The following is a 19,601-nucleotide window of genomic DNA, read 5'->3' on the forward strand; positions in this document are numbered from 1 at the left end:
CCATGCGTATTATCCGACTGACCGAACCGCAGTCCGGCCTGTCCGCGCGCTGCCGCCTGATCGAGGATGCGGCGCCCGAATCGGCGGCCTTCCTGTGGGACCTCGCCGAACGCCGCGCGGCGTTCGAAGCCATGCATGCGATCTGGACCGGCCCCGAGATCTCCGTCCCGATGCCGGCCAGCACGCTGCCGGCCGGGATGGCGCAGCCCGCCATCCCGGCCGAGAACGCGACCTCCTATCCCGAGGCGGGCGACATCGTCCTCGCCTATCTCGCCGCGGGCAGCACCAAGGGGCTGCCGCCGGGACCCTTCTACGACATCGGCCTCTTCTATGGCGGCGGCGGGCGCCTGCTGATGCCCTTCGGGTGGATCCAGGCGAATGTCTGTGCCCGCATCCTCGACGAGGATCTGGCCAAGGCGCAGGCCGACTGCCGCGCCATCCGGCGCAACGGCGCTTGCACCCTGACGATCGAAACCGCCTGAGGACGCCCGCCCATGACCTATGACGATCTGATGTCCTTGCTGGGCAACTGGCTGCTTCCGGGATCGCTGGTGGCGATCATGGTGTCGATGGGCCTGTCGCTGACCGCCGACGATTTCCGGCAGGTGTTCCGCAACAAGCGCGCGCTGATCTTCGGCGTCTGCTCGATGCTGGTCGTGCCGCCGTTGATCGGGCTCACGCTCGCGCTGACGGTGGTGCCCACCGCGGCGCTCGCGGTCGGCTTCGTCCTGCTCGCGACGACCCCCGGCGGCATGTTGTCGAACCTGTTCACGGACATGGCGAAGGGCGATCTGGCGCTGTCAATGTCGATGACGCTGATTCTCAGCATGATCTATATCTTCGTGGTCCCCTTCTACGCGCATTTCGCGCTGCTCCATTTCATGGGGCTGGAGGCGGACGTGCAGGTGCCGCTTGCCTCCTTCTTCTGGGACATCTTTTCGATCACGGTGCTGCCCGCAACGGTGGGCTTCGCGATCCGCGCGTGGCGGCCCGATTTTGCGATCTGGTTCAAGCGCTACCTGAAGAATGCGGCGACGATCGTCCTGTTCAGCTCCTTCGGCGTGATCCTCTACGACCAGGTTCCGGTGCTGCGCGAAAATCTGGGGGCGCTGTTCTGGATCACGGTCGCGCTCAATCTGACCATGGTCGTCGTCGTGATGACCATCGTGCGCTTTGCCGGCTTCTCGCGGCGCGAGAATGTCGCGATCGGGATCGAGCATCTGATGCGGCAGGAAGGCACCGCGATCTTCATCGCCGTTTCGATCGTCGGCAACAACGAGATGTCGTTGCCGATGATCATGAACACACCCGTGGCGCTTTGTTTCGTGCTGCTCTTCGTTGCCATCGCGCGGCGGACGGGGCGGCCGGAGCAGGGCGTTCCAGCCACGATCTGAACCATAGCAAGATAGAGCGCCCGGCAAACGGGCGAGCAGGAAAGTTCGCAGTTATGACAGTGTCCCGAGTTGTGGGCGTCGCGACGGGGTCTCTCCCGCTCGTCGCGATGGGCACCCTCTTCGTCGCTTCGACGGAGCGATGATGCAGCATCGATCGATCTCCCGCGCCGCTCGCAAGGATAGTGTCACGAGCCCGCTGTGGACGGCGACCGCCGCCCCGGGGCCCGCGCTGGCGCCGCTGTCGGGCCATGTCGAGACCGACGTGCTGGTCGTCGGCGGCGGCATCGCCGGAACCGCGACGGCGCTCCATCTGGCCGAAAAGGGTGTCCCGGTCGTGCTGGTCGAAGCGGGCCAGCCGGGCGACGGCGCGACCGGGCAGAGCGGCGGACTCGTCGCACCCGACTATATCCGCCATTCGCCCGATTCGGCGCGGCAGGCGTTCGGCGCGGAGGACGGCGAACGGCTGAACCGGATGATCGGGGCCTCGGGCCGCTTCGTCTTCGACCTTATCGCGCGGCACGCGATCGATTGCGACGCGCGCCCGGACGGCTTCTACACCCCCGCGCACACCGAGGCGCTCGCCGACAATCAGCGCCGCTCCGCCGACCAGTGGCGGTCGCGCGGCTATGCCGTCGATTTCGTCGAGGGCGCAGAGGTCCGGCGGCTGTTCGGCGCCGAACGCTATTGCGGCGCGCTGCGCTTCGGCGACGGCGGCAGCCTCAACCCGCTCGCCTATGTCCGCGGCCTTGCCCGCGCGGCCGAGCGCGAAGGCGCGCGCCTGTTCGCGAACAGCCCGGTCGCCGCGCTCGAGCGGACGACGGACGGCTGGCTTTGCCGCACGCCCGGCGGGACGGTGCGCGCGGACCGCGTCGTTCTGGCTGCCAACGGCGGCAACGGTGCGCTGCACCCGGCGATGCGGCGGACGACCCTGCCGCTGCACGTCTTCCAGTTCGCGAGCGCGCCGCTCGACGAAGCGCAGCGTCGGGCGATCCTGCCCGAAGGGGGCGCCTTCACCGACAAGGTCCCCTATCTGTTCACCGCGCGGCTCGACGGGCAGGGGCATCTGGTCTCGGCCTTTCCCGCGTCCTTCCTGATCCGCAGCGATGCCGCGCTCTATCGCGAGGCCCGGCGGCGGCTGGCGCAGCATTTCGCGGCGATGCCCGATCCGCAGATCGATTTCCTGTGGCGCGGCCTGGCGTGGGTGAACACCTCCTTCCTTCCCGAAGTCTATGATCTCGGCGAGGGGGCGATCGCCATTCAGGCCTGCAACGGCCGCGGGATTGCGACCAACAGCGTGCTGGGGGCGGAGGTGGCCGCCATGCTGGCGACGGGCGATCGCACGGCGCTTTCGGTGCAGCCGCGCGCCCCGGCGCCGGTGCGCTTCCATGCCGGCGCGGCGTGGCTGCCGAAGCTGCTGATGTCGATGGCCTATCTGTCGAACTGAGGCATGAGCGATCCGGGGTCGATCGACGTTCAGTTCTGGCCCGCAAACAGCGGCGCCATCGGAATGCTGAACTCCGGCACCGGCAAAGTCGCCATTTCCGGCTCGCTTGAACTGCGCCCGCCCCTAGGGCGCCAGCGGTTCCAGATTGTCGTGAAGCCGGCCGAGCAGCGCGATCAGCTGCTCGAACTCCTCGGCCTTCAGCCCCGCGATCAGGTGCGCATAGATGGGCGCGGTCGCCAGCCGCGCCTCGGCCAGCCGCGCTTCGCCCGCCGGGGCGAGCGCGACCAGCGTCACGCGGGCGTCCTCGCGGCTCGGCGTGGCGGTCACCAGTCCGGCCGCGGTCATCCGCTGGATGATCCGTGTCATCGTCGACAGGTTGATGACCGCCGCCTGCGCGATCTCGCGCGCGCCGCGCGGCGATTCCTCGCCGAGGATCATCAGGACGCGCCAGCCTGGAATATCGAGGCCGATGGCGCGCAGCCGCGCATCGATGATGCTGTTGTACCGGCTGACCAGCCGGTTGAGCAGATAGAAGGGGTATCGATCGACCCGAAAGGCGGTGTCGCCGGGGTTCCCCGACTGAAAGACGTCCATGACCGCCGCTTTAGCTCAAAGCTCTTCGGTTTCAATCCGCCGCGTCCCGGTGCGGCGCCGTTCCCCTGAAAGGAATTCGCCATGGCTCCTGCAATCCCCACCCCGATCCGGCGCTGGTGCCGCGTCGTAGCGCTGTGCGGAGGAGCCCTGCTGCTGGGCGGGGCCGCGACACCCGACCTGCCCGACCTGATCGATCGTTACGAGCATTTCGCGGAAGACTATCCGATGGAGGCGGGGCGCTCCGATCCGTCGCGGGCGCGGGTCGGCTGGCCCGACGAGACGCCGGCGGGCATGGCGCGGCGCAAGGCCGAGCTCCAGCGGATTGCCGCAGCGCTCGATGCGCTCGACGATGCGGCGCTGACCGACGAAGCGCGCGTCGATCGTGCCTATCTGCGCCAGCTCATCGCCTGGCGGGTCGAAGGGATAGACTTCGACGAACGGCGCTTCGCCTTCGTCGCGCATGAAGGCTTCTACAACACGCCCTATTCGCTGGCGCGCGGCCTGACCCTGCGCAGCGAAGCCGATGCGCGCGCGTGGGTCGAGCGGATGCGCGGCATTCCGCGCTATTTCGCCGAGCAGCGCGCCAACCTCGCGCGCGGGGTGGCGTCGGGCTGGACGCACCCCGCGGTCGTGATCGACGTGGGGGTGGCGATCCTGCGCAACCAGATCGCGCAGCCCGTGGCCGAGGACCCGATGCTGGAGCCGCTCAAGCCCTATCCGGCGATCGCGGCGGAGGCGCAGCGATTGATCGAACAGGAGATCCGGCCGGCGCAGCGCGAGGCGCTCGCCTATATCGACGGCCCCTATCGCGCGAAGGCGCGCAAGGAACTGGGCATCGCGGCCGTGCCGGGCGGGCGGGCCTATTACGACTTCCTGCTGCGCTATTATACGACGACCGACCTGACCGCCGAGCAGATCCACGAAATGGGGCTGGCGGAGGTGCGCCGGATCCGCGCCGAGATGGACAAGATCATCGCCTCGACCGGCTTCGAGGGGAGCTTCGCCGACTGGCTGCGCTTCCTGCGCACCGATCCGCGCTTCTATGCGACGAGCCGCGAAGGCCTGATCGAGAAATATGCCGCGGCGGCCAAGCGCATCGACGGCGTGCTGCCGCGCTATTTTTCGGTTCTGCCGCGCCAGCCCTTCACGATCGTGCCGGTGCCGCGCGAGCTGGAAGAAGGCTATACGACCGCGCGCGGCGGCGGCGGCGGCGATTTCGAGAAGGGTTTCGCCGGGACCTTCGTCGTCAACACCTCGCATCTCGATCAGCGGCCGCTGTACGAGGTCCCGGCGCTCAGCCTGCACGAGGCAGCGCCGGGACACCACACGCACGGCGCGCTCAACAACGAGAACAAGGCGCTCCCCGGCTTCCGCCGCGCCCGCGATCTGCTGGCCTTCCGCGAGGGATGGGCGCTCTATGCCGAACGGCTTGGGCACGAGATGGGCGTCTATCGCGATGCCTATGAGACCTTTGGCAGCCTCTCGACCGAGATGTGGCGCGCGTGCCGCATGGTCGTCGATACCGGCATCCACGTGATGGGCTGGAGCTATGACCGGGCGCGACAATGCTTTGCCGAGAATACGGCGCTGGCCGACATCAACATCGACACCGAACTCGCGCGCTATATCGGCGCGCCGGGGGGCGCGGTCGCCTACAAGGTCGGCGAACTCAAGATCGTCGAGCTGCGCCGCCGCGCCGAACAGGCGCTGGGCGACCGCTTCGACATCCGCGCCTTTCACGACCTGATCCTCGCGCAGGGGCAGCTGCCGATGACGATGCTGGAGGCGAAGGTCGACGCCTGGATCGCGGCGAAGCGTTAGGATCGTCCCATTCCGGTTGATGCGGCATATCAGCCCTTGATGCGAGCCAAGCGGGACAGAGTCTGTTTCGCGCCGGCGATCAGGAGGCCAGGGCTTGGTCGAGTGCCTGGCCTTCCTCGTCCGCCAGCGCCGCCTCGCGCAGGCGGGCGATGTCCGCGGCGGCGAGGTTGCCCTTGCGATACCGCTCGACGATCCGCTCGTAATTGCCGAGGCCGCGCTCGAACGTGTCGCCATAGCCCTTGATCAGCCGCTGGCATTTCACGATCTCGACCGCGACATCGGGCGCGGCGGCGCGGGCGAGCGCCAGCCATGCTTCGATCCGCGCCTGCTCGATCCGGTAGCGCAGCGTGCCGCGCCGCCAGCGCCGCCAGCCGGCGAGCAGCGTCAGCATCAGGAACCAGCGCAGGCTGGTCGTCTCGACATGGCGGCCCTTCGCGAACAGAGGCTTCAGCCGCCGCGTCAGCCAGGGACTGGCAAGGATGCGGCGCCCGATCGGCGCCGGCAGCGTCTCGCATACCTCTTCGAGCCGCGGATGCATATATTCGGTGAGTTCGACGATCTGGTCGTCCTTCGCCTTCACCTCGGCGCGGACGCGGGCGAAGCGGCTCGCCCGGACCTTCAGGCCCGCGACGCGGATCGTGTCCTCATAGGACATCCAAAGCGCCAGGTGACGCGCGGCTTCGGTCAGCAGCGCGGGATCGGTCCCCAGCGCTTCGAGCCGGTCGAGGTAGAGGGCGGCATAGGACGCGTCCTGATAGTCCATCAGCCGTTTCACGCCCTCGACCGCGAAATCATGCGCCTCGCGCGGCAGATTCGCTTCGATGCGCGCCAGCAGCGCGCGGCCGGCCGCGGTGGTCGGCGCAATGGCGCGCGGCGTTTCCTGCGGCGCTTCGCCCTTGCCCTGCGCGGCGTCGAATCCGGCCGCGAAGCCTTGCAGATTGGTTTCGATCGCCTTGCCGCCCGCGCGGATCGCATCCTCGAAGGCCGCGCGGGGAAAGGGCAGGACGCCGCTGCCCGCGAGCGCGCCGAACATGATCGAACTGATGACGCTGCCCGTGCGCGCGGCGGCATCGTCCATGTCGAAGCCGATGAAGCGGCGCGCCCGCTCCTGCGCGGCGGCCAGGATGCGCTCGCCGCTGGCGCGGCCGTCGCCCATCGCCGATTTCTCGTCGATCGCGTAGACGCGGTGGGTCGAGCCGATCAGCAGCGTGTCCTTCGACACGAAGCCGCGCAGGATCGCGCGGCCGGCCTCCATCAGTTCCGATGCGAGGACGACATCGACGTCGCCGGGCACCGGCATGAGTGCGAGCACGGGTGGTGCGCTGGCGCAGCCGGCCGGGAACATCTCGATATAATAGACGGTGGCGCCGGTACGCTGCGCAACGCCGGGGACCGAAGTGCCCTGCGCGACATAGTTGTTCGCCTCGCCGAGCTGGACGATCCAGTCGGCGAGGACGCCGCCGCCTTGCCCGCCGAGCCCGAGGACGGCGATGGTGATACGTTCGCGCCGGGCCATCAGAAGGCCCTCGCGGCCAGCCGACGCGCCGATCGCCGCTGGAGTGCGCCGATCACCCAGCCGCGCAGCCGATGGCGCAGTTGGTCGCGCCGATCGGGATTGGCGATGATCCGCGCCTTGTAGAAGGACGGGCAGAGGACGGCCGCGTGGCTGACCTCTCCGCACACCCCGCATCCGACGCAGCTGTTCTCGACATGCGCAATCGGGTCCTGGCGCAGCGGATCGGGGTTCGTCCGGATCGTCAGCGACGGACAGCCCGACAGGCGGATGCAGCTGTGGTCGCCGGTGCAGGTGTCGGGGTCGACCCCGAAGCGTTCGCGCACCACCCGCTCGCCGGCGCGCAGAGCCTTCGCCATCTGGGGCTTGATGCGCCGCTGGCGGTTAAGCTGGCATTCGGACTGGGCGACGAGCACCTTCGGACCCTTTTCGGGCGAGGTCAGCGCGTCGCGGATCGCATCGCGCATCCCCGCCACGTCATAGGTGCGCGTCCGCGTCTGCGCCCAGCCGATGCCGACGCCGCGCACCGCGCGCTCGATCGGGTTGTTGGTCTGGCGGTGCGGCGGCCGCGCGCGCGATGAGGGGATGTCCTGTCCGCCGGTCGCGGCCGAATAGCCGTTGTCGACGATGATCGTCAGATTGTCGTCCTGGTTGAAGACGGCGTTGCCGATGCCCGACGTCAGGCCGTTGTGCCAGAAGCCGCCGTCGCCCATGATCGCGACCGCGCGCTTGCCCTCGGGCTTGAACGCGGAGGCGCCCGCGGTGCCGAGGCCATAGCCCATCGTCGTGTTGCCGATGTGAAAGGGCGGCAGGATCGAGAAAAGGTGACAGCCGATGTCGGCGGAGACGTGCAGTTCCCCGACCTCCTTCTGGACCAATTTCATCGCCGAGAAGATCGGCCGCTCGGGACAGCCGGTGCAGAAGCCCGCGGGCCGCTGCGGCACCGCGCCCGGCGGCAGCGCGGGCGGCTGGGCGGGTTCCTCGGCCGGTGCGCGGTCGGGGGCGTGGGCGCGCAGGAAGCGGGCGATGCCGTCCTTGATGACCGCAGCGGTATATTCGCCCGCGCGCGGCAGCACATCCTTACCGACGATGCGCGTCTGCAGGTCGGCGCGGCGGACGAGCGTGTTGAGTTCGTGCTCGATGAATTCGGGCTGGCCTTCCTCGACCACCAGCACCGCGCGCTTGCCGGCGCAGAAAGCCTGCACCTCGTCGGGGATCAGCGGATAGGTGACGTTGAGCACATAGACGGGCAGCGCCGCATTGCCGAAGGCGTCGGACAGGTCGAGCAGTTCGAGCGCGCGGTTGAGCGAATTGAACAGCCCGCCCTGGACGATGATGCCGATCTCGTCGCGCTCGGTGCCGAAATGCTCGTTCAGCCTGTGCTGCCTGACGAAGTCGATGCCGGCGGGCCAGCGCTTCTCGATCTTCTCGACCTCGTGCAGGAAATTGGCGGGCGGCAGGACGATGCGGTTGGTGTCGCGCGTCGGCGCCGCCGCGGCTTCGGCGACGGTCAGCGGCGGCCGCCGGTTGTTGCGCGCCGTGAAGCTGCCCGTGACATGGCAGGCCCGCACCCTGAGTTCGAGCATGACCGGGGTGTTCGACGCTTCGGAAAGCTCGAACCCCTTTTCGACCATGTCGACGATCAGCGGCAGGCTGGGGCGCGGGTCGAGCAGCCACATCTGCGATTTCATCGCGAAGGCGTGGGTGCGCTCCTGCATGATCGAGGAGCCTTCGCCATAATCCTCGCCAAGGATGATCAACGCCCCCCCGGTGACGCCGCCCGAGGCGACGTTCGACAGCGCGTCCGAAGCGACGTTGGTGCCGACCACCGATTTCCACGCGACCGCGCCGCGCAACGGATAGTTGACCGACGCGGCGAGCATCGCCGCGGCGGTCGCCTCGCTGGCCGAGCTTTCGAAATGCACGCCGAGCCCGGCCATCAGGTCGCTGGCGTCGGAAAACACGTCCATCAGGTGGCTGATCGGCGATCCCTGGTAGCCGCCGACATAGGCGACGCCCGCCTGGAGCAGCGCCTTGGTGACCGCGAGGATGCCTTCGCCGTGGAAGGACTCGCCGTCGCCGAGCTTGAGCTGCTCGACCTCCGCCTTGAAGGAGCGTTCCGCCATTGCCGCGTCAGCCCGCGACGAGCGCGAGCACGCGCAGCGGGCTGCCCGAACCGCCCTTGATCTTGAGGGGCGCGGCGACGACCACGCTGCCCGTCGGCGGTAGCAGGTCCAGATTCTCGAGGCACTGGAGCCCATAGCGACCCGCCGCGTGGAACAGCGTGTGCGCCGGATAGGCCGGGTCGAGCAGATGCGCCTGCCCCGCGTCGGTGCCGATCGTCTCGACGCCCAGCCCGTGCGCGTCGCGTTCGTCGACCAGAAAGCGCACCGCCTCCGCCGACGGCCCCGGCGTGTGCGCCCCGTCCTCGCGCCGGTTGGTATAGGCGTCGACGTCGCGCTTCGACCAGTCGGTGCGCAGCATGACCCAGCTGCGCGGCGGGATGCGGCCGTGCGTCGCTTCCCATGCCTTTATATCCTCGACCGTCAGCAGATAGTCGGGATCGGCCGCCGCCTTCTGCGAGATGTCGATGACGACGGCGGGCGCAATGAAATCGGCGGGCGCCACCGTGTCGACCGAATTGTTGGGCAGGTCCTTGCCCGTGATCCAGTGGATCGGCGCGTCGAAATGGGTGCCGGTGTGCTCGCTGACCGTGAAATTGTTCCAGTACCAGGCGACTCCGCGCTCGTCGTAGCGCGAAATCTCTTCCTGGCTGAAGGCGGCGCACTGGCCGAATTCGGGCGGCAGGACGAGCGTCGGCGTCTCGGGCGACAGCGTCTGGGTCAGGTCGATGGTGCGGATCGCGCCCGATGCGACGCCTGCGGCGAATTGCTGGATAATGTTTGCAGTCATGATCGTTTCTCCCGAGCCGGATTGTGCGTCTAAAAACTTGCATATGCAAGTAAATTGATAACCCCTTAGTCTCCCGGCACGACGTCGAAGGCGATCGTCGTGCGGTGCCCCTGGTCGGCGAAGGGAATGGTGCCGTGGTAGAAATAGGACGGGAACAGGACGAGGCGCCCCGGTTCCGGACGCACCGTGCGGACGATCCGTTCGCGGGCGCCGAGGCGCAGGCCGGTTTCGCCGAACTTGAGCCACCCCTGTTCGCCTTCGGCGACCGCCGCGGGGAGGGCGACATAATAGACCGCGCTGATCCAGCCTTCGGGGTGGATATGGTTGGTGTGGTGGCCGCCGTCGTGCAGCCGCACCGACCAGGAGCCCGAAAAGGCGAAGCGGGATGCCTTGCGGTTGAGGAAGGGGTGAGCGGCATCGTCGGGCAGCGCGGCGATATAGCGGCGGACGCCTTCCTCGATCAGCGCCCGGACCGCCGCAACCTCCGGCACGTCGCGGCCGAACAGGTCATCGGCCGTCTGCGTCCCGCCGCGCAGCGTCTGTTCGAGCGGATGCCGCTGCCCGAGGTGCAGCGCGCCAAGCGCTTCGTCGAGCCGGCGATTGAAACCGGCGACGTCGCCGTCTGAGGGACTGAGGGCCAGTGTGCCGATCAGCGCCACATCGTTCAGCCATTCGGCGAGGGCATCGCCGGTGAACCGCCACGCGATACCCTGGAGGGCGAGTGCCTGCTGATCGCGGGGATCGGTATCGAGGCGGCGCGCGATGCGCGGCATCGCCTCCGCCGGCCGGTCGAGGATCAGGAGCGAGCGGGCGGATTCACGCAGGGCGGCTGCATGCTCCGGGTCGCCGTCCAGCGCGGCGTCGAAGGCGGCGAGCGCCTCTTCCGACCGGCCGCTCGACCAGAGCGCCTGCCCCAGCCGATGTTGCAGGTCGGCGCCGCCGACGCCGCGTGCGACCGCCGGGGCGAGCAGCGCCGCCGCTTCGCTGGGCTCGCCGCCGAGCGTCAGGCGGTTGGCAAGCCCCGCGAGCAACCCGGCGTCGTCGGGATGACGGCGCAGCGCCTCGCGATAGCTGTCGAGATGGCGATCGGCGCGGCGATGCTCCCAGAGCAGTCGGCTGAGCGAATCGTGCATCGCAGCGTCGGCTGGCGTCAGGCGGATCGCCGCGCGATAGGCGGCGGCGGCTTCGTCGATGCGGCCAAGATCCTGCAGGCAATGCCCGAGGTTGTACCGGATTTTCGCTTCGCCGGGTGCCTGCGCGGCGCATTCCTCGAAGAGCGGCAAAGCCTCTTCGGGGCGCCCGACGAGCCGCAGCGCCACCGCGAGATTGTGCTGCCAGGGCGCATGGTCGGGGCGCAGGCGCAGCGCGGTGCGGTAGGCGTCGACGGCCTGCTTTCCGTCGTTCAGCGCGTTCAGCGCCTGACCGAGCACGGCCCATGCGCGCGCATGGTCGGGGCGCGCGCGGACGAGCGGAGCGAGCCCGTCGCGTGCCGCGCCCGGATCGCCGAGCGCGATCCGCGCCAGCGCGAGGTTGATCCGCGCGTCGTCGTAGCTGGGCGCAAGAGCCAGCGCTTCCTGATAGGCGGCGGCGGCCTCGGCGTGCCGTCCGAGATCGGAAAGGCTGCTGCCCAGATTGTTGAGCACGTGCGGCTGGCCGGGACGGGCGGCCAGCGAACGGCGGAACAGCGCCGTCGCCGCGGTGTGATCGCCGCGCCGCCGCGCGACCATCCCCAGCAATTGCAGCGCGTCGGGCTGATCGGGGCTCTGGGCCAATATGGCTTGCAGGCCGGCTTCCGCGGCATCGAAACGCCCCGAGCGGGCAAGCACCATCGCCTGACCAAGCGCCTGTTCGAGGCCTGCCTGCGGTTGCGCCAGCGGCATGTCGTGCTCCGGCGGCCGCGATCGCCCGCCGATCCGGCCGCCGCGCATCGAAGCAAATCCCTCTTGTGTCGTCAAGAGAATCGCGCTTTAAATCATGTGTAAATTCACATTTCAGGGGAGGTTGCCATGCCGGATCATATCGCACGTCGTCGAGGGGGCGATCGCTGGAAGCACGCGGCGCTGGGCGTCGGCCTGCTGACATCGCTCGCCGCCTTGTCGCCGGTTGTACAGGCGGCCGAGCGCCCGATTCCCGAAACGACCGACGACGTGCGGCGCGTGCCGATTCCCCCGATTGATCGCAGCCACGAACCGATCGTCGTGATCGCCGGCGGCACGCTGATCGACGGACGCGGCGGCGCGCCGATCTCCAATGCGGTGGTGGTGACTCAGGGCGACCGGATTCTCGCCGCGGGACCCGCCGGGTCGGTGGCAGTGCCGGCCGATGCCGCGCGCACGATCGACGCCTCCGGCCTGTACGTGATGCCGGGCCTGATCGATCTGCACATCCACTTCACCCAGCAGCGCTGCGACGATTTCGGCAAATATTCTGACAGCCCGGCAGGCGCCGCGATCCGCGGCGTCGCGCTGGCCGAGCAGCTGATCAACGCCGGCATCACCGCGGCGCGCGACGTGGGCACCGTCGACGATGTCGCGCTGCGCATCAAGGAAGGGGTCGACCGCGGCATCATCCGCGGGCCGCGCGTCCTGTGGAGCGGGCGCATCATCGCGACCACCGGCGGCCACGGCGACGAGGTGACGTCGACGGCGACCGGGCGGCAGAAGCCAGCACTGGGCGGGCCGTCGAAGGGCGCCAACGGCCCGTGGGAATGGCGCACCGCGGTGCGCGAGCAGATCCGCAACCTTGCCGACTGGATCAAGCTCGGCGCGCCGGCCGACAAGGAGGAACTGGCGGCGGCGATCGACGAGGCGCACTCGCTGGGCGTGCCGGTCGCGATCGACAGCTTCGGCAAATATACCGACTGGGCGATCGAGGCCGGGGTCGACACGCTCGAACATCCGCTGGCGATGAGCGACAATGCGGTGCCGCTGATGAAGAAGCACGGGACGGCGTTCGTCCCGACGATCATCGCCTTCGACAACCTGCTCAACGGCGGCTATCCGACCGCCGGCATTCCGAGCGGCGGTTTCTATCACACCCATTCGCGCCGTTTCGTGATCGACCAGCGAGACCATCTGAAGCGCGTGACCGAAGCCTATCGCGCCGGCGTGCCGATCGGCGTTGGGACCGACATTCCGTTCGAAAACGACGAACGCTATCCCGACGCCTATTTCCACGAGCTCGATTATCTGAGCCAGGCGGGGATGAGCAACGCCGACATCCTTGCATCGGCGACCCGCGTCGGCGCGCAGATCATGCGGATGGGCGACAAGCTGGGCACGATCGAAAAGGGCAAGATCGCGGACATATTGATCGTCGGCGCGAACCCGCTCGATTCGCTCAAGAATCTGCGCGACGTCCGCTATGTCGTCGCGGACGGCAAGGTGGTCGTCGACGGGCCGGCGCGTTAGGCCGGACCGACATTCCGCTCTGGCGACCTGCAAATGGCGGTTTTTCGCGCTTCCGCCGCTCAAGTTGGGAATTATTCCTTTTCGACAAGGAACCGTTCCCCGGCGAAAGCCGGGGTTCACGCAGGACAGTGCTGTGCCCTGGACCCGGGCTTTCGCCGGGGAACAGGTTCTTGCCGCTTGCGGGTGGCGCGTCCGTACGATGTCATCGTCCGTCCGCGCGGCGCTATTCGATCGGCAGTTTGCTGAGGTTGGCGCTGATCTTCTGAAGCGTGCGTAGAAGGTGGGCGAGGTCGCGGTTGCTGATGCCGTCCATCGCGCGCGTGAACTGGCGTCCGACGATCGGGGTCAGCTTGCGCAGCGTCTGCTGGCCCGCGGGCGTCAGCGTGACTTCGGTGACGCGGTTATCCTCGGGATTGGGCTCGGTCGTCACGAGCCCCTGTTCGATCATCCGGTCGATGATCCGGCTGATCGTCGACCGCTTGGTCAGGGCGGCTTCCGCGATCGCGCCGATGCTAGCGGGCTGACGCTCACGCAGCACCGTCATGACGCGATAGACGGGCTTGGACACGCCGTGCTTGTGCAGCACCTTGTCCATGTCCTCATGATATTTGAAATCGGCGTGCGCCATCAGATAGAATGGCGAATTCTCCAGGCGAAATGTCGGACTGCTCGGGTCGTAATCACCACGATTTTCCATTTCGCCCCCCAATTTGTCCGTCGATTTCCTCGTCGACCTTGCGTTCATGTGTTCCCCAAATGCCCTGTAGGATCAAGCCGTTCCGTCACGGCGGAACGCTCATGGCGCTCGAACTAGCCGAAAACATATGTATTTGCACTTGGTTATGAGGGGGCGGTTCCGAAATCGTCTGCCGGGTGCCCGCGCCGGTGCCGGGAAGGATTGCGAGACGGCCCTCGATCTCCTCCCTTGCCGTTACGACTGCCGTTCTTTTTCCCCATAGTGGTCGGTGACGCCCGCCATGGCATCACATGGTCCTTTCCGTGGTGGATAAATTGATACTAATCGCGTGAATATGAATATATAAGTCGCGCTGAGCCGACCGGCCGCTTCCGCGGGACGGCACGCAATACAGGAGGAGGGTGGCGATGCGGGCGAATCGGCTGGTGCGGACGATGGGAATGCTGACGATGCTGTCGGCGGTGGTCGCGGTTCCCGCCCCGGCGCAGGAAGCGAAACAGCGCTGGGACCAACTATGCCAGATCCGCAAGGACAAGCTCGACCTGATCCTGCCGGAGGCGATGCGCGAGAACGGCATCGACATGTGGATCGTCGCGTCGCGCGAGGGGCATGGCGATCCCAATGCGGCGATGCTGGGCGGTGGCTATGTCGGCGACATCGGCTATTATATCTTCACCGACCGCGGCGGCGGGCGGATCGAGCGGGCGGCGCTGGGCATCGGCGGCGCGGCGTTCGACCAGTGCCCGCTCTATGACATCAAGGGGCCGCCGTCGGACCTGCGCGCCTTTGTCGAGGCGCGGGCGCCCGCGCGTATCGGCATCAACGTCGCGACCGAGATCGGCACCGCCGACGGGCTCAGTCATTCGCTTCACGAGGCGCTTCGCGCGGCGCTGGGTCCCGATCTGGCGGCGCGGCTGGTCTCCGCCGAAAAGCTCGTTTCCGATTTCCGCTCGCGGCACAGCGCCACCGAGATCGCGGCCTTTGCGCGCGCCGGCGAATATTCGCGGACCATCGCCGAACGGGCGCTATCGAACGAGGTGATCCGGCCGGGCCACACGACGACCAGCGATGTCGCCTGGTGGATGATGGAGGAATTGCACCGGCAGGGGCTGGGCAACAGCTTTGGCCTGCCCAGCATCTATGTGCTGGGGCCGGGCGAACGCGGGCCGACGTCGGGCGATCATGTGATCCAGCCGGGCGACCTCATCACCATGGACTGGGGCGTCAACTATCTGCTCGCCTATACCGACATGAAGCGCATGGCCTATGTGTTGAAGCCCGGCGAGAATGCGTCGCCGCCGGGCGTGCAGCGCGCCTTCGACAAGGCGATGGAGATACGGCGGATGATCCTCGACGCGATCCGCCCGGGCGTGACCGCGGGCGAGGCGCTGGCGGCGGTCAACCGCCGCGTCGCGCAGACGCCGGGGCTTGCGCTCGGCCGCTACGACGATCCGAGTCCCGACCCGAAATATTCGGACGTGGTGATCGGCAGCCATTCGGTCGGCGACTGGGGGCATGGATCGGGGCCGTCGATGGCGGATTTCAACCCGCTGCGCATGACCTATGCCTTGCGGCCCGGCAATTTCCTGTCGATCGAACTGTTTCTCTATACCCCCGTTCCCGAATGGGGTGGGCGTAAGATCAAGATCCCGCTCGAAGACAATGGCGTGGTGACCGCGCGCGGCTTCGAGTGGACCGCGCCCCCGGCGAGCCGCATCCTGCTGGTGAAATAGCGGCCGATCCAGCCCTCCCCCGAAGGGGAGGGCTCGATTCACGCTTCGGGGACGACCGCGATCGTCTCGATCTCGATCTTCGCCTCGGCCTCGACCAGCGCCACGACCTCGGCCACCGCCATCGCGGGGAAGTTGCGGCCGATCAGGTCGCGATAGGCTTCGCCGATCGCGGGCAGGCTGGCGAGATATTCGTCGCGGCTCGTCACATACCAGGTCATGCGCACGATATGCTCGGGGCCCGCGCCAGCCTCTGCGAGGATCGCCAGCGTGTTGGCCAGGACCTGGCGGAACTGGCCCGCGAGGTCGGGGCTGACGAAGCGTTCCTCGGCATCCCAGCCGACCACGCCGGCGGTGAAGACCATGCGGCCGGTCGCCGCGACGCCGTTGGCGTAACCGCGCGGCCGCTTCCAGCCGGGGGGGAGCAATGCTTGATGAGCGGTCATGATATTTCCTTGTTCAGACGGTCGAGAAGCTCGGGCGGCCAGGGGCGCGAGTGCCCCTGCGCCAGATCGATGAGCACCTGGGTGTAGCGGACGGAGAAGCGGGGCTGGCCCGCGCAGGCGATGGCGACGGCCAGATCGACCGAACTGCGACCCGCCCGCGTGACCGCGACGGTGAAATCGAGCCGGTCGCCGAGGCGGCTCGGCGTCGCGAATTCGGCGTGCAGGCTGACCGTCGGCAGGCCGAGCCCCATGTCGAGATGTAGCGTGCGGCGGTCGATCCCCAGCACCGCTGCGGTCCAGTCCTCGATCGCCGCATCGCACAGCTCAAAATAGCGCGGATAGAAAGCGATGCCCGCGGGGTCGCAGTGCGCGAAGCGCAGCGGCAGGCTGGTGTGGAACATCAGGGCGCGCTCTGGGCGAGATGCTGGCGCGCGATCACGACCTTCTGCACCTCCGACGCGCCCTCGTAGATGCGCAGCGCCCGCACCTCGCGATAGAGCGCCTCGACCGGCGTGCCGACGGTGACACCGAGGCCACCGAACATCTGCACCGCCTTGTCGATCACCTGCTGCGCGCTGTCGGTCGCGTGCAGCTTGGCGAGCGCCGCTTCGCGCGTGTTGCGCTCGCCGCGCACGTCGCGGAGCCAGCCGGCGCGGTAGATGAGTAGCGCCGAGGTGTCGACGTCGAGCACCATTTCGGCGAGCTTCGCCTGCGTCACCGCATTGTCGGCGAGCGTGCCCGCGCCCAGCTTACGGACCCGCGCGCGCGCGGTCGCCTCGTCGAGCGCGCGGCGCGCGAAGCCGAGCGCGGCGGCGCCGACGGTGGTGCGGAAGATGTCGAGCGTCGCCATCGCGGCGGCGAAGCCGCGTCCCGACTCGCCGAGCAGCGCGGTTTCGGGCAGTGCCATGCCGGTAAAGGTCAGGGTGGCGAGCGGATGCGGCGCGACGACGGCGATGCGCTCGGTCACCGCGAGGCCGGGGGTCTCGGCATCGACGATGAAGGCCGACACGCCCTTTGCGCCGGGCGCCTCGCCGGTGCGGGCGAACAGGACATAATAGTCGGCGATGCCGCCGTTCGAGATATAGGTCTTGGCGCCGTCGACGCGATAGCCGTCGCCGGTGCGGGTCGCGGTCGTCTCCATCGATGCGACATCGGAGCCCGAGGCGGGCTCGGTGAGCGCGAAGGCCGCGATCTTCCGCCCTGCCGCGACGTCGGGCAGATAGGCGCGCTTCTGCGCCTCGGTGCCGAACAGGCTGATCGTACCCGACCCCAGTCCCTGCATCGCGAAGGCGAAGTCGGCGAGGCCCGAATGGCGCGCCAGCGTCTCGCGGATCAGCGCGAGCGAGCGGATGTCGAGCGTGTCGTGCATCCCGCCATAGGCGGCGGGGACGCAGTAGCCCAGCCAGCCGGCGTCGCCGAGCGCGCGGACCAGCGCGCGGCATTCGCCATCGACATCGTCCGAATGGGCGTGCGCGACGTTCGCCGCGCACCAGTCGTCGAGCTCGCGGCCGAGGCGGCGGTGACCGTCGTCGAGGAACGGCCAGTCGAGGAAGCTGCGGTCGGCCATCAGTCGCCCGCGAATTCGGGGCTGCGCTTGTCCGCGAACGCCTCGAAAGCGCGGCGGAAATCGTTGGTCGCCATGCAGATCGCCTGCGCCTGTGCCTCCATCTCGATCGCGGTTTCGACCGAGACCGCCCATTCGGTGTTGAGCTGCGTCTTGGTGATGCCGTGCGCGAAGGTGGGGCCGCTGGCGAGCGAGCGGGCGAGGCCGAGCGCCTCGTCGAGCAGCGCGTCGGGTTCGACGAGACGGTTGTGGAAGCCCCAGCGTTCGCCTTCCTCGGCACCCATCATCCGGCCGGTGTAGAGCAGGTCCGACGCGCGGCCCTGGCCGATGATGCGCGGCAGGATCGCGCAGGCGCCCATGTCGCACCCGGCGAGGCCGACGCGCGTGAACAGGAAGGCGGTCTTTGCCGCCGGGGTCGCGATGCGCATGTCCGACGCCATCGCCATGATCGCGCCGGCACCGACGCAGATGCCGTCAATCGCGGCAATGATCGGTTGCGGGCATGCGCGCATCGCCTTGACGAGATCGCCTGTCATGCGCGTGAAATTGAGCAGTGCGGGCATCCGCATTTCAGTGAGTGGCCCGATGATTTCGTGCACGTCGCCGCCCGACGAGAAATTGCCGCCGGCGCCAATGACGACCACCGCCTTGACCGCGGGCGCGTAGACGAGCGCGCGGAAGGTGTCGCGCAATTCCGCATAGCTTTCGAAGGTCAGCGGGTTCTTGCGGTCGGGGCGGTTGAGCGTGACCGTGGCGACGCCGGCGTCGAATCGCCAGCCGAAATGTTGGGGCGAAAAGCTTTCGGGATTCATGCGTCTTCCTTTCCAGTGTCGGCGGCCAGCGAGTGCTTGAGCGCGCCGAGCAGATCATAGAGCGCCGTGCGCTGGTCGCGGCTGAGCCCCGCGAGCATCGCGTCGATCCAGTCGTGGTGCGCGTCGGCGAGACCGGCGAAGCATTCGCGCCCCTGTTGCGTCAGGCGGACGATCGACGCGCGGCCGTCGGTCGGCGACGGGGCGATGCTGACATAGCGGTCGCGGGCGAGCGTCTGGACGACGCCGGTGACATTGCCGTTCGAAACCAGCAGCGCCTGCGACAACTGCCCCATCGTCATGCCTTCGGGGTGGCGGTCGAGCGCGGCCATGACGTCGAAACGCGGCAGGGTGACGCCGAACCGGTCGGCGAAACGGCGCTTGATGCGCTTTTCGATCACCGTCGCGCAGGTGAGCAGCCGCAGCCAGAGGCGGACGTTGCCGTGCGCGCCCATCGCGCCGTCGTGCTTTTCGCGGATCGCGGCGGGGGCGGTCACATCACCTCTCCACCCGCGACCATCACCGCCTGCCCGGTCACCGACCGGCTGGCGGGCAGGCAGAGCCACAACACCGCCTCCGCGACCTCAACGGGGTCGATGAGCCGCCGTTGCGGGTTGAAGCGCGTCAATTCGGCCAGCGCCTCGGTTTCGCTGCGGCCGGTCTTCGCCCGGATATTGGCGACCGCCTGTCCGACGATGTCGGTATCGGTGAAGCCCGGGCAGACCGCGTTGGCGGTGAGGCCTGTCGCCGCATATTCGATCGCGAGCGCGCGCATCAGGCCGATCGCGCCATGCTTCGATGCGACATAGGGCGCGGTATAGGCATAGCCCTTCACCCCAGCCGTCGAGGCGACGGTGACGATGCGTCCGGCGGGCGCCGCCAGCAGGTCGGGCAGCGCCGCCTGGCAGCAATGAAAGAGCGCGTCGAGATTGACCGCCATCGCGCCGCGCCATGCTTCGGCCGTTACGCGGGCGAATGGCGCGCTCGGCGCGATCCCGGCGTTGTTGACGAGAATGGAAATCGGTCCATGGGCGCCGCGCGCGCTATCGAACGCCGCCTCCACCGCCGCGCGATCGGCGACGTCGGCGGGGGCGACATGCGCGTGAGGCAGCGAGGCCGCCGTCGCTTCGAGGGCGTCGCGCCTGCGCCCGATCAGCGTCAGCCGCGCACCTTCGGCCGCGAGCGCCCGCGCGATGGCGGCACCGATTCCCGATCCGCCCCCGGTGATGACGGCATGCACGTCCTGCAAACGCATTGGAACTCCTC

The 19,601-nt window shown here is 68.3% G+C and carries 18 protein-coding genes; 6 read left to right on the top strand and 12 right to left on the bottom strand.

The genetic code is table 11. The annotated features are described in order from the left end of the window. The first annotated feature begins 2 nt into the window (after positions 1 to 2). From SGR02S_RS02075 to SGR02S_RS02085, 3 genes are all read left to right on the top strand, one after another. A complete protein-coding gene (locus SGR02S_RS02075) occupies positions 3 to 482 on the top strand; it encodes a DUF3830 family protein (protein ID WP_067105356.1) in 480 nt (159 codons plus the stop codon). Between the two features lie 12 nt (positions 483 to 494). Continuing rightward, positions 495 to 1,394 carry a bile acid:sodium symporter family protein gene (locus SGR02S_RS02080; protein ID WP_067105357.1) on the top strand — a complete coding sequence of 300 codons (900 nt, stop codon included), beginning with the start codon at positions 495 to 497 and terminating at the stop codon, positions 1,392 to 1,394. 142 nt (positions 1,395 to 1,536) lie between these two features. Then, positions 1,537 to 2,838 carry an NAD(P)/FAD-dependent oxidoreductase gene (locus tag SGR02S_RS02085; RefSeq protein WP_169799617.1) on the top strand — a complete coding sequence of 434 codons (1,302 nt, stop codon included), beginning with the start codon at positions 1,537 to 1,539 and terminating at the stop codon, positions 2,836 to 2,838. A gap of 123 nt (positions 2,839 to 2,961) precedes the next feature. Here the strand turns inward: SGR02S_RS02085 and SGR02S_RS02090 are convergent, their stop codons facing one another. After that, positions 2,962 to 3,432, bottom strand: a complete 471-nt coding sequence (locus tag SGR02S_RS02090; protein WP_067105359.1) for a MarR family winged helix-turn-helix transcriptional regulator — start codon at positions 3,430 to 3,432, stop codon at positions 2,962 to 2,964. Positions 3,433 to 3,513: 81 nt separating this feature from the next. Here SGR02S_RS02090 and SGR02S_RS02095 point away from each other — a divergent pair, with 81 nt between their 5' ends. Then, positions 3,514 to 5,253 carry a DUF885 domain-containing protein gene (locus tag SGR02S_RS02095; protein WP_067105360.1) on the top strand — a complete coding sequence of 580 codons (1,740 nt, stop codon included), beginning with the start codon at positions 3,514 to 3,516 and terminating at the stop codon, positions 5,251 to 5,253. A 79-nt stretch (positions 5,254 to 5,332) separates the two neighbouring features. Here the strand turns inward: SGR02S_RS02095 and SGR02S_RS02100 are convergent, their stop codons facing one another. From SGR02S_RS02100 to SGR02S_RS02115, 4 genes are all read right to left on the bottom strand, one after another. Further along, on the bottom strand, positions 5,333 to 6,769 hold the full coding sequence (locus tag SGR02S_RS02100) for an indolepyruvate oxidoreductase subunit beta family protein (protein WP_067105361.1): 1,437 nt from the start codon (positions 6,767 to 6,769) through the stop codon (positions 5,333 to 5,335). Next, entirely contained in the window at positions 6,769 to 8,892 is a 2,124-nt protein-coding gene (locus tag SGR02S_RS02105) for a ferredoxin family protein (RefSeq protein ID WP_067105362.1), read from the bottom strand. The genes SGR02S_RS02100 and SGR02S_RS02105 overlap by 1 nt, the downstream gene beginning before the upstream one ends. 7 nt (positions 8,893 to 8,899) lie before the next feature. Further along, positions 8,900 to 9,679, bottom strand: coding sequence for a cyclase family protein (locus tag SGR02S_RS02110; protein WP_067105363.1), 780 nt, complete (start codon positions 9,677 to 9,679; stop codon positions 8,900 to 8,902). 65 nt (positions 9,680 to 9,744) lie between these two features. After that, complete coding sequence (locus SGR02S_RS02115; RefSeq protein ID WP_067105364.1) at positions 9,745 to 11,607, bottom strand: tetratricopeptide repeat protein; 1,863 nt, start codon at positions 11,605 to 11,607, stop codon at positions 9,745 to 9,747. 78 nt (positions 11,608 to 11,685) lie between these two features. Between SGR02S_RS02115 and SGR02S_RS02120 the strand changes: the two genes are divergently transcribed. After that, positions 11,686 to 13,089, top strand: a complete 1,404-nt coding sequence (locus tag SGR02S_RS02120; protein WP_067105365.1) for an amidohydrolase family protein — start codon at positions 11,686 to 11,688, stop codon at positions 13,087 to 13,089. Between the two features lie 223 nt (positions 13,090 to 13,312). Here the strand turns inward: SGR02S_RS02120 and SGR02S_RS02125 are convergent, their stop codons facing one another. Then, positions 13,313 to 13,717, bottom strand: a complete 405-nt coding sequence (locus SGR02S_RS02125) for a MarR family winged helix-turn-helix transcriptional regulator (protein WP_169799618.1) — start codon at positions 13,715 to 13,717, stop codon at positions 13,313 to 13,315. Positions 13,718 to 14,193: 476 nt separating this feature from the next. Between SGR02S_RS02125 and SGR02S_RS02130 the strand changes: the two genes are divergently transcribed. After that, entirely contained in the window at positions 14,194 to 15,519 is a 1,326-nt protein-coding gene (locus SGR02S_RS02130; RefSeq protein WP_218000092.1) for a M24 family metallopeptidase, read from the top strand. Positions 15,520 to 15,557: 38 nt separating this feature from the next. On the opposite strand, the gene SGR02S_RS02135 is transcribed toward SGR02S_RS02130, so the two are convergent. From SGR02S_RS02135 to SGR02S_RS02160, 6 genes are read right to left on the bottom strand one after another with little or no spacing between them, the layout of a single operon-like run. After that, positions 15,558 to 15,962 carry a RidA family protein gene (locus SGR02S_RS02135; RefSeq protein ID WP_067105367.1) on the bottom strand — a complete coding sequence of 135 codons (405 nt, stop codon included), beginning with the start codon at positions 15,960 to 15,962 and terminating at the stop codon, positions 15,558 to 15,560. Further along, the gene (locus tag SGR02S_RS02140) at positions 15,959 to 16,363 is read right to left on the bottom strand and encodes an acyl-CoA thioesterase (RefSeq protein ID WP_067105368.1); all 405 of its coding nucleotides are present in this window, start codon (positions 16,361 to 16,363) and stop codon (positions 15,959 to 15,961) included. The genes SGR02S_RS02135 and SGR02S_RS02140 overlap by 4 nt, the downstream gene beginning before the upstream one ends. Then, on the bottom strand, positions 16,363 to 17,529 hold the full coding sequence (locus tag SGR02S_RS02145) for an acyl-CoA dehydrogenase family protein (RefSeq protein WP_067105369.1): 1,167 nt from the start codon (positions 17,527 to 17,529) through the stop codon (positions 16,363 to 16,365). The genes SGR02S_RS02140 and SGR02S_RS02145 overlap by 1 nt, the downstream gene beginning before the upstream one ends. Then, on the bottom strand, positions 17,529 to 18,338 hold the full coding sequence (locus SGR02S_RS02150; protein WP_067105370.1) for an enoyl-CoA hydratase family protein: 810 nt from the start codon (positions 18,336 to 18,338) through the stop codon (positions 17,529 to 17,531). The genes SGR02S_RS02145 and SGR02S_RS02150 overlap by 1 nt, the downstream gene beginning before the upstream one ends. After that, positions 18,335 to 18,832, bottom strand: coding sequence for a MarR family winged helix-turn-helix transcriptional regulator (locus tag SGR02S_RS02155; RefSeq protein WP_234002544.1), 498 nt, complete (start codon positions 18,830 to 18,832; stop codon positions 18,335 to 18,337). Before SGR02S_RS02155 ends, SGR02S_RS02150 begins: the two co-directional genes overlap by 4 nt. Further along, positions 18,829 to 19,590 carry an SDR family NAD(P)-dependent oxidoreductase gene (locus SGR02S_RS02160; RefSeq protein WP_067105371.1) on the bottom strand — a complete coding sequence of 254 codons (762 nt, stop codon included), beginning with the start codon at positions 19,588 to 19,590 and terminating at the stop codon, positions 18,829 to 18,831. Before SGR02S_RS02160 ends, SGR02S_RS02155 begins: the two co-directional genes overlap by 4 nt. Between the last annotated feature and the right edge of the window lie 11 nt (positions 19,591 to 19,601).

The sequence above is a fragment of the Sphingopyxis granuli NBRC 100800 genome, from assembly GCF_001591045.1.
Lineage (GTDB): Bacteria > Pseudomonadota > Alphaproteobacteria > Sphingomonadales > Sphingomonadaceae > Sphingopyxis > Sphingopyxis granuli.

What these genes read in the sequence shown, in the direction of transcription:
- SGR02S_RS02075 (WP_067105356.1), top strand. Translation starts at nt 3, where the DNA reads ATGCGTATTATCCGACTGACCGAACCGCAGTCCGGCCTGTCCGCGCGC.
- SGR02S_RS02080 (WP_067105357.1), top strand. Translation starts at nt 495, where the DNA reads ATGACCTATGACGATCTGATGTCCTTGCTGGGCAACTGGCTGCTTCCG.
- SGR02S_RS02085 (WP_169799617.1), top strand. Translation starts at nt 1,537, where the DNA reads ATGCAGCATCGATCGATCTCCCGCGCCGCTCGCAAGGATAGTGTCACG.
- SGR02S_RS02090 (WP_067105359.1), bottom strand. Translation starts at nt 3,432, where the DNA reads ATGGACGTCTTTCAGTCGGGGAACCCCGGCGACACCGCCTTTCGGGTC.
- SGR02S_RS02095 (WP_067105360.1), top strand. Translation starts at nt 3,514, where the DNA reads ATGGCTCCTGCAATCCCCACCCCGATCCGGCGCTGGTGCCGCGTCGTA.
- SGR02S_RS02100 (WP_067105361.1), bottom strand. Translation starts at nt 6,769, where the DNA reads ATGGCCCGGCGCGAACGTATCACCATCGCCGTCCTCGGGCTCGGCGGG.
- SGR02S_RS02105 (WP_067105362.1), bottom strand. Translation starts at nt 8,892, where the DNA reads ATGGCGGAACGCTCCTTCAAGGCGGAGGTCGAGCAGCTCAAGCTCGGC.
- SGR02S_RS02110 (WP_067105363.1), bottom strand. Translation starts at nt 9,679, where the DNA reads ATGACTGCAAACATTATCCAGCAATTCGCCGCAGGCGTCGCATCGGGC.
- SGR02S_RS02115 (WP_067105364.1), bottom strand. Translation starts at nt 11,607, where the DNA reads ATGCGCGGCGGCCGGATCGGCGGGCGATCGCGGCCGCCGGAGCACGAC.
- SGR02S_RS02120 (WP_067105365.1), top strand. Translation starts at nt 11,686, where the DNA reads ATGCCGGATCATATCGCACGTCGTCGAGGGGGCGATCGCTGGAAGCAC.
- SGR02S_RS02125 (WP_169799618.1), bottom strand. Translation starts at nt 13,717, where the DNA reads ATGGCGCACGCCGATTTCAAATATCATGAGGACATGGACAAGGTGCTG.
- SGR02S_RS02130 (WP_218000092.1), top strand. Translation starts at nt 14,194, where the DNA reads ATGCGGGCGAATCGGCTGGTGCGGACGATGGGAATGCTGACGATGCTG.
- SGR02S_RS02135 (WP_067105367.1), bottom strand. Translation starts at nt 15,962, where the DNA reads ATGACCGCTCATCAAGCATTGCTCCCCCCCGGCTGGAAGCGGCCGCGC.
- SGR02S_RS02140 (WP_067105368.1), bottom strand. Translation starts at nt 16,363, where the DNA reads ATGTTCCACACCAGCCTGCCGCTGCGCTTCGCGCACTGCGACCCCGCG.
- SGR02S_RS02145 (WP_067105369.1), bottom strand. Translation starts at nt 17,529, where the DNA reads ATGGCCGACCGCAGCTTCCTCGACTGGCCGTTCCTCGACGACGGTCAC.
- SGR02S_RS02150 (WP_067105370.1), bottom strand. Translation starts at nt 18,338, where the DNA reads ATGAATCCCGAAAGCTTTTCGCCCCAACATTTCGGCTGGCGATTCGAC.
- SGR02S_RS02160 (WP_067105371.1), bottom strand. Translation starts at nt 19,590, where the DNA reads ATGCGTTTGCAGGACGTGCATGCCGTCATCACCGGGGGCGGATCGGGA.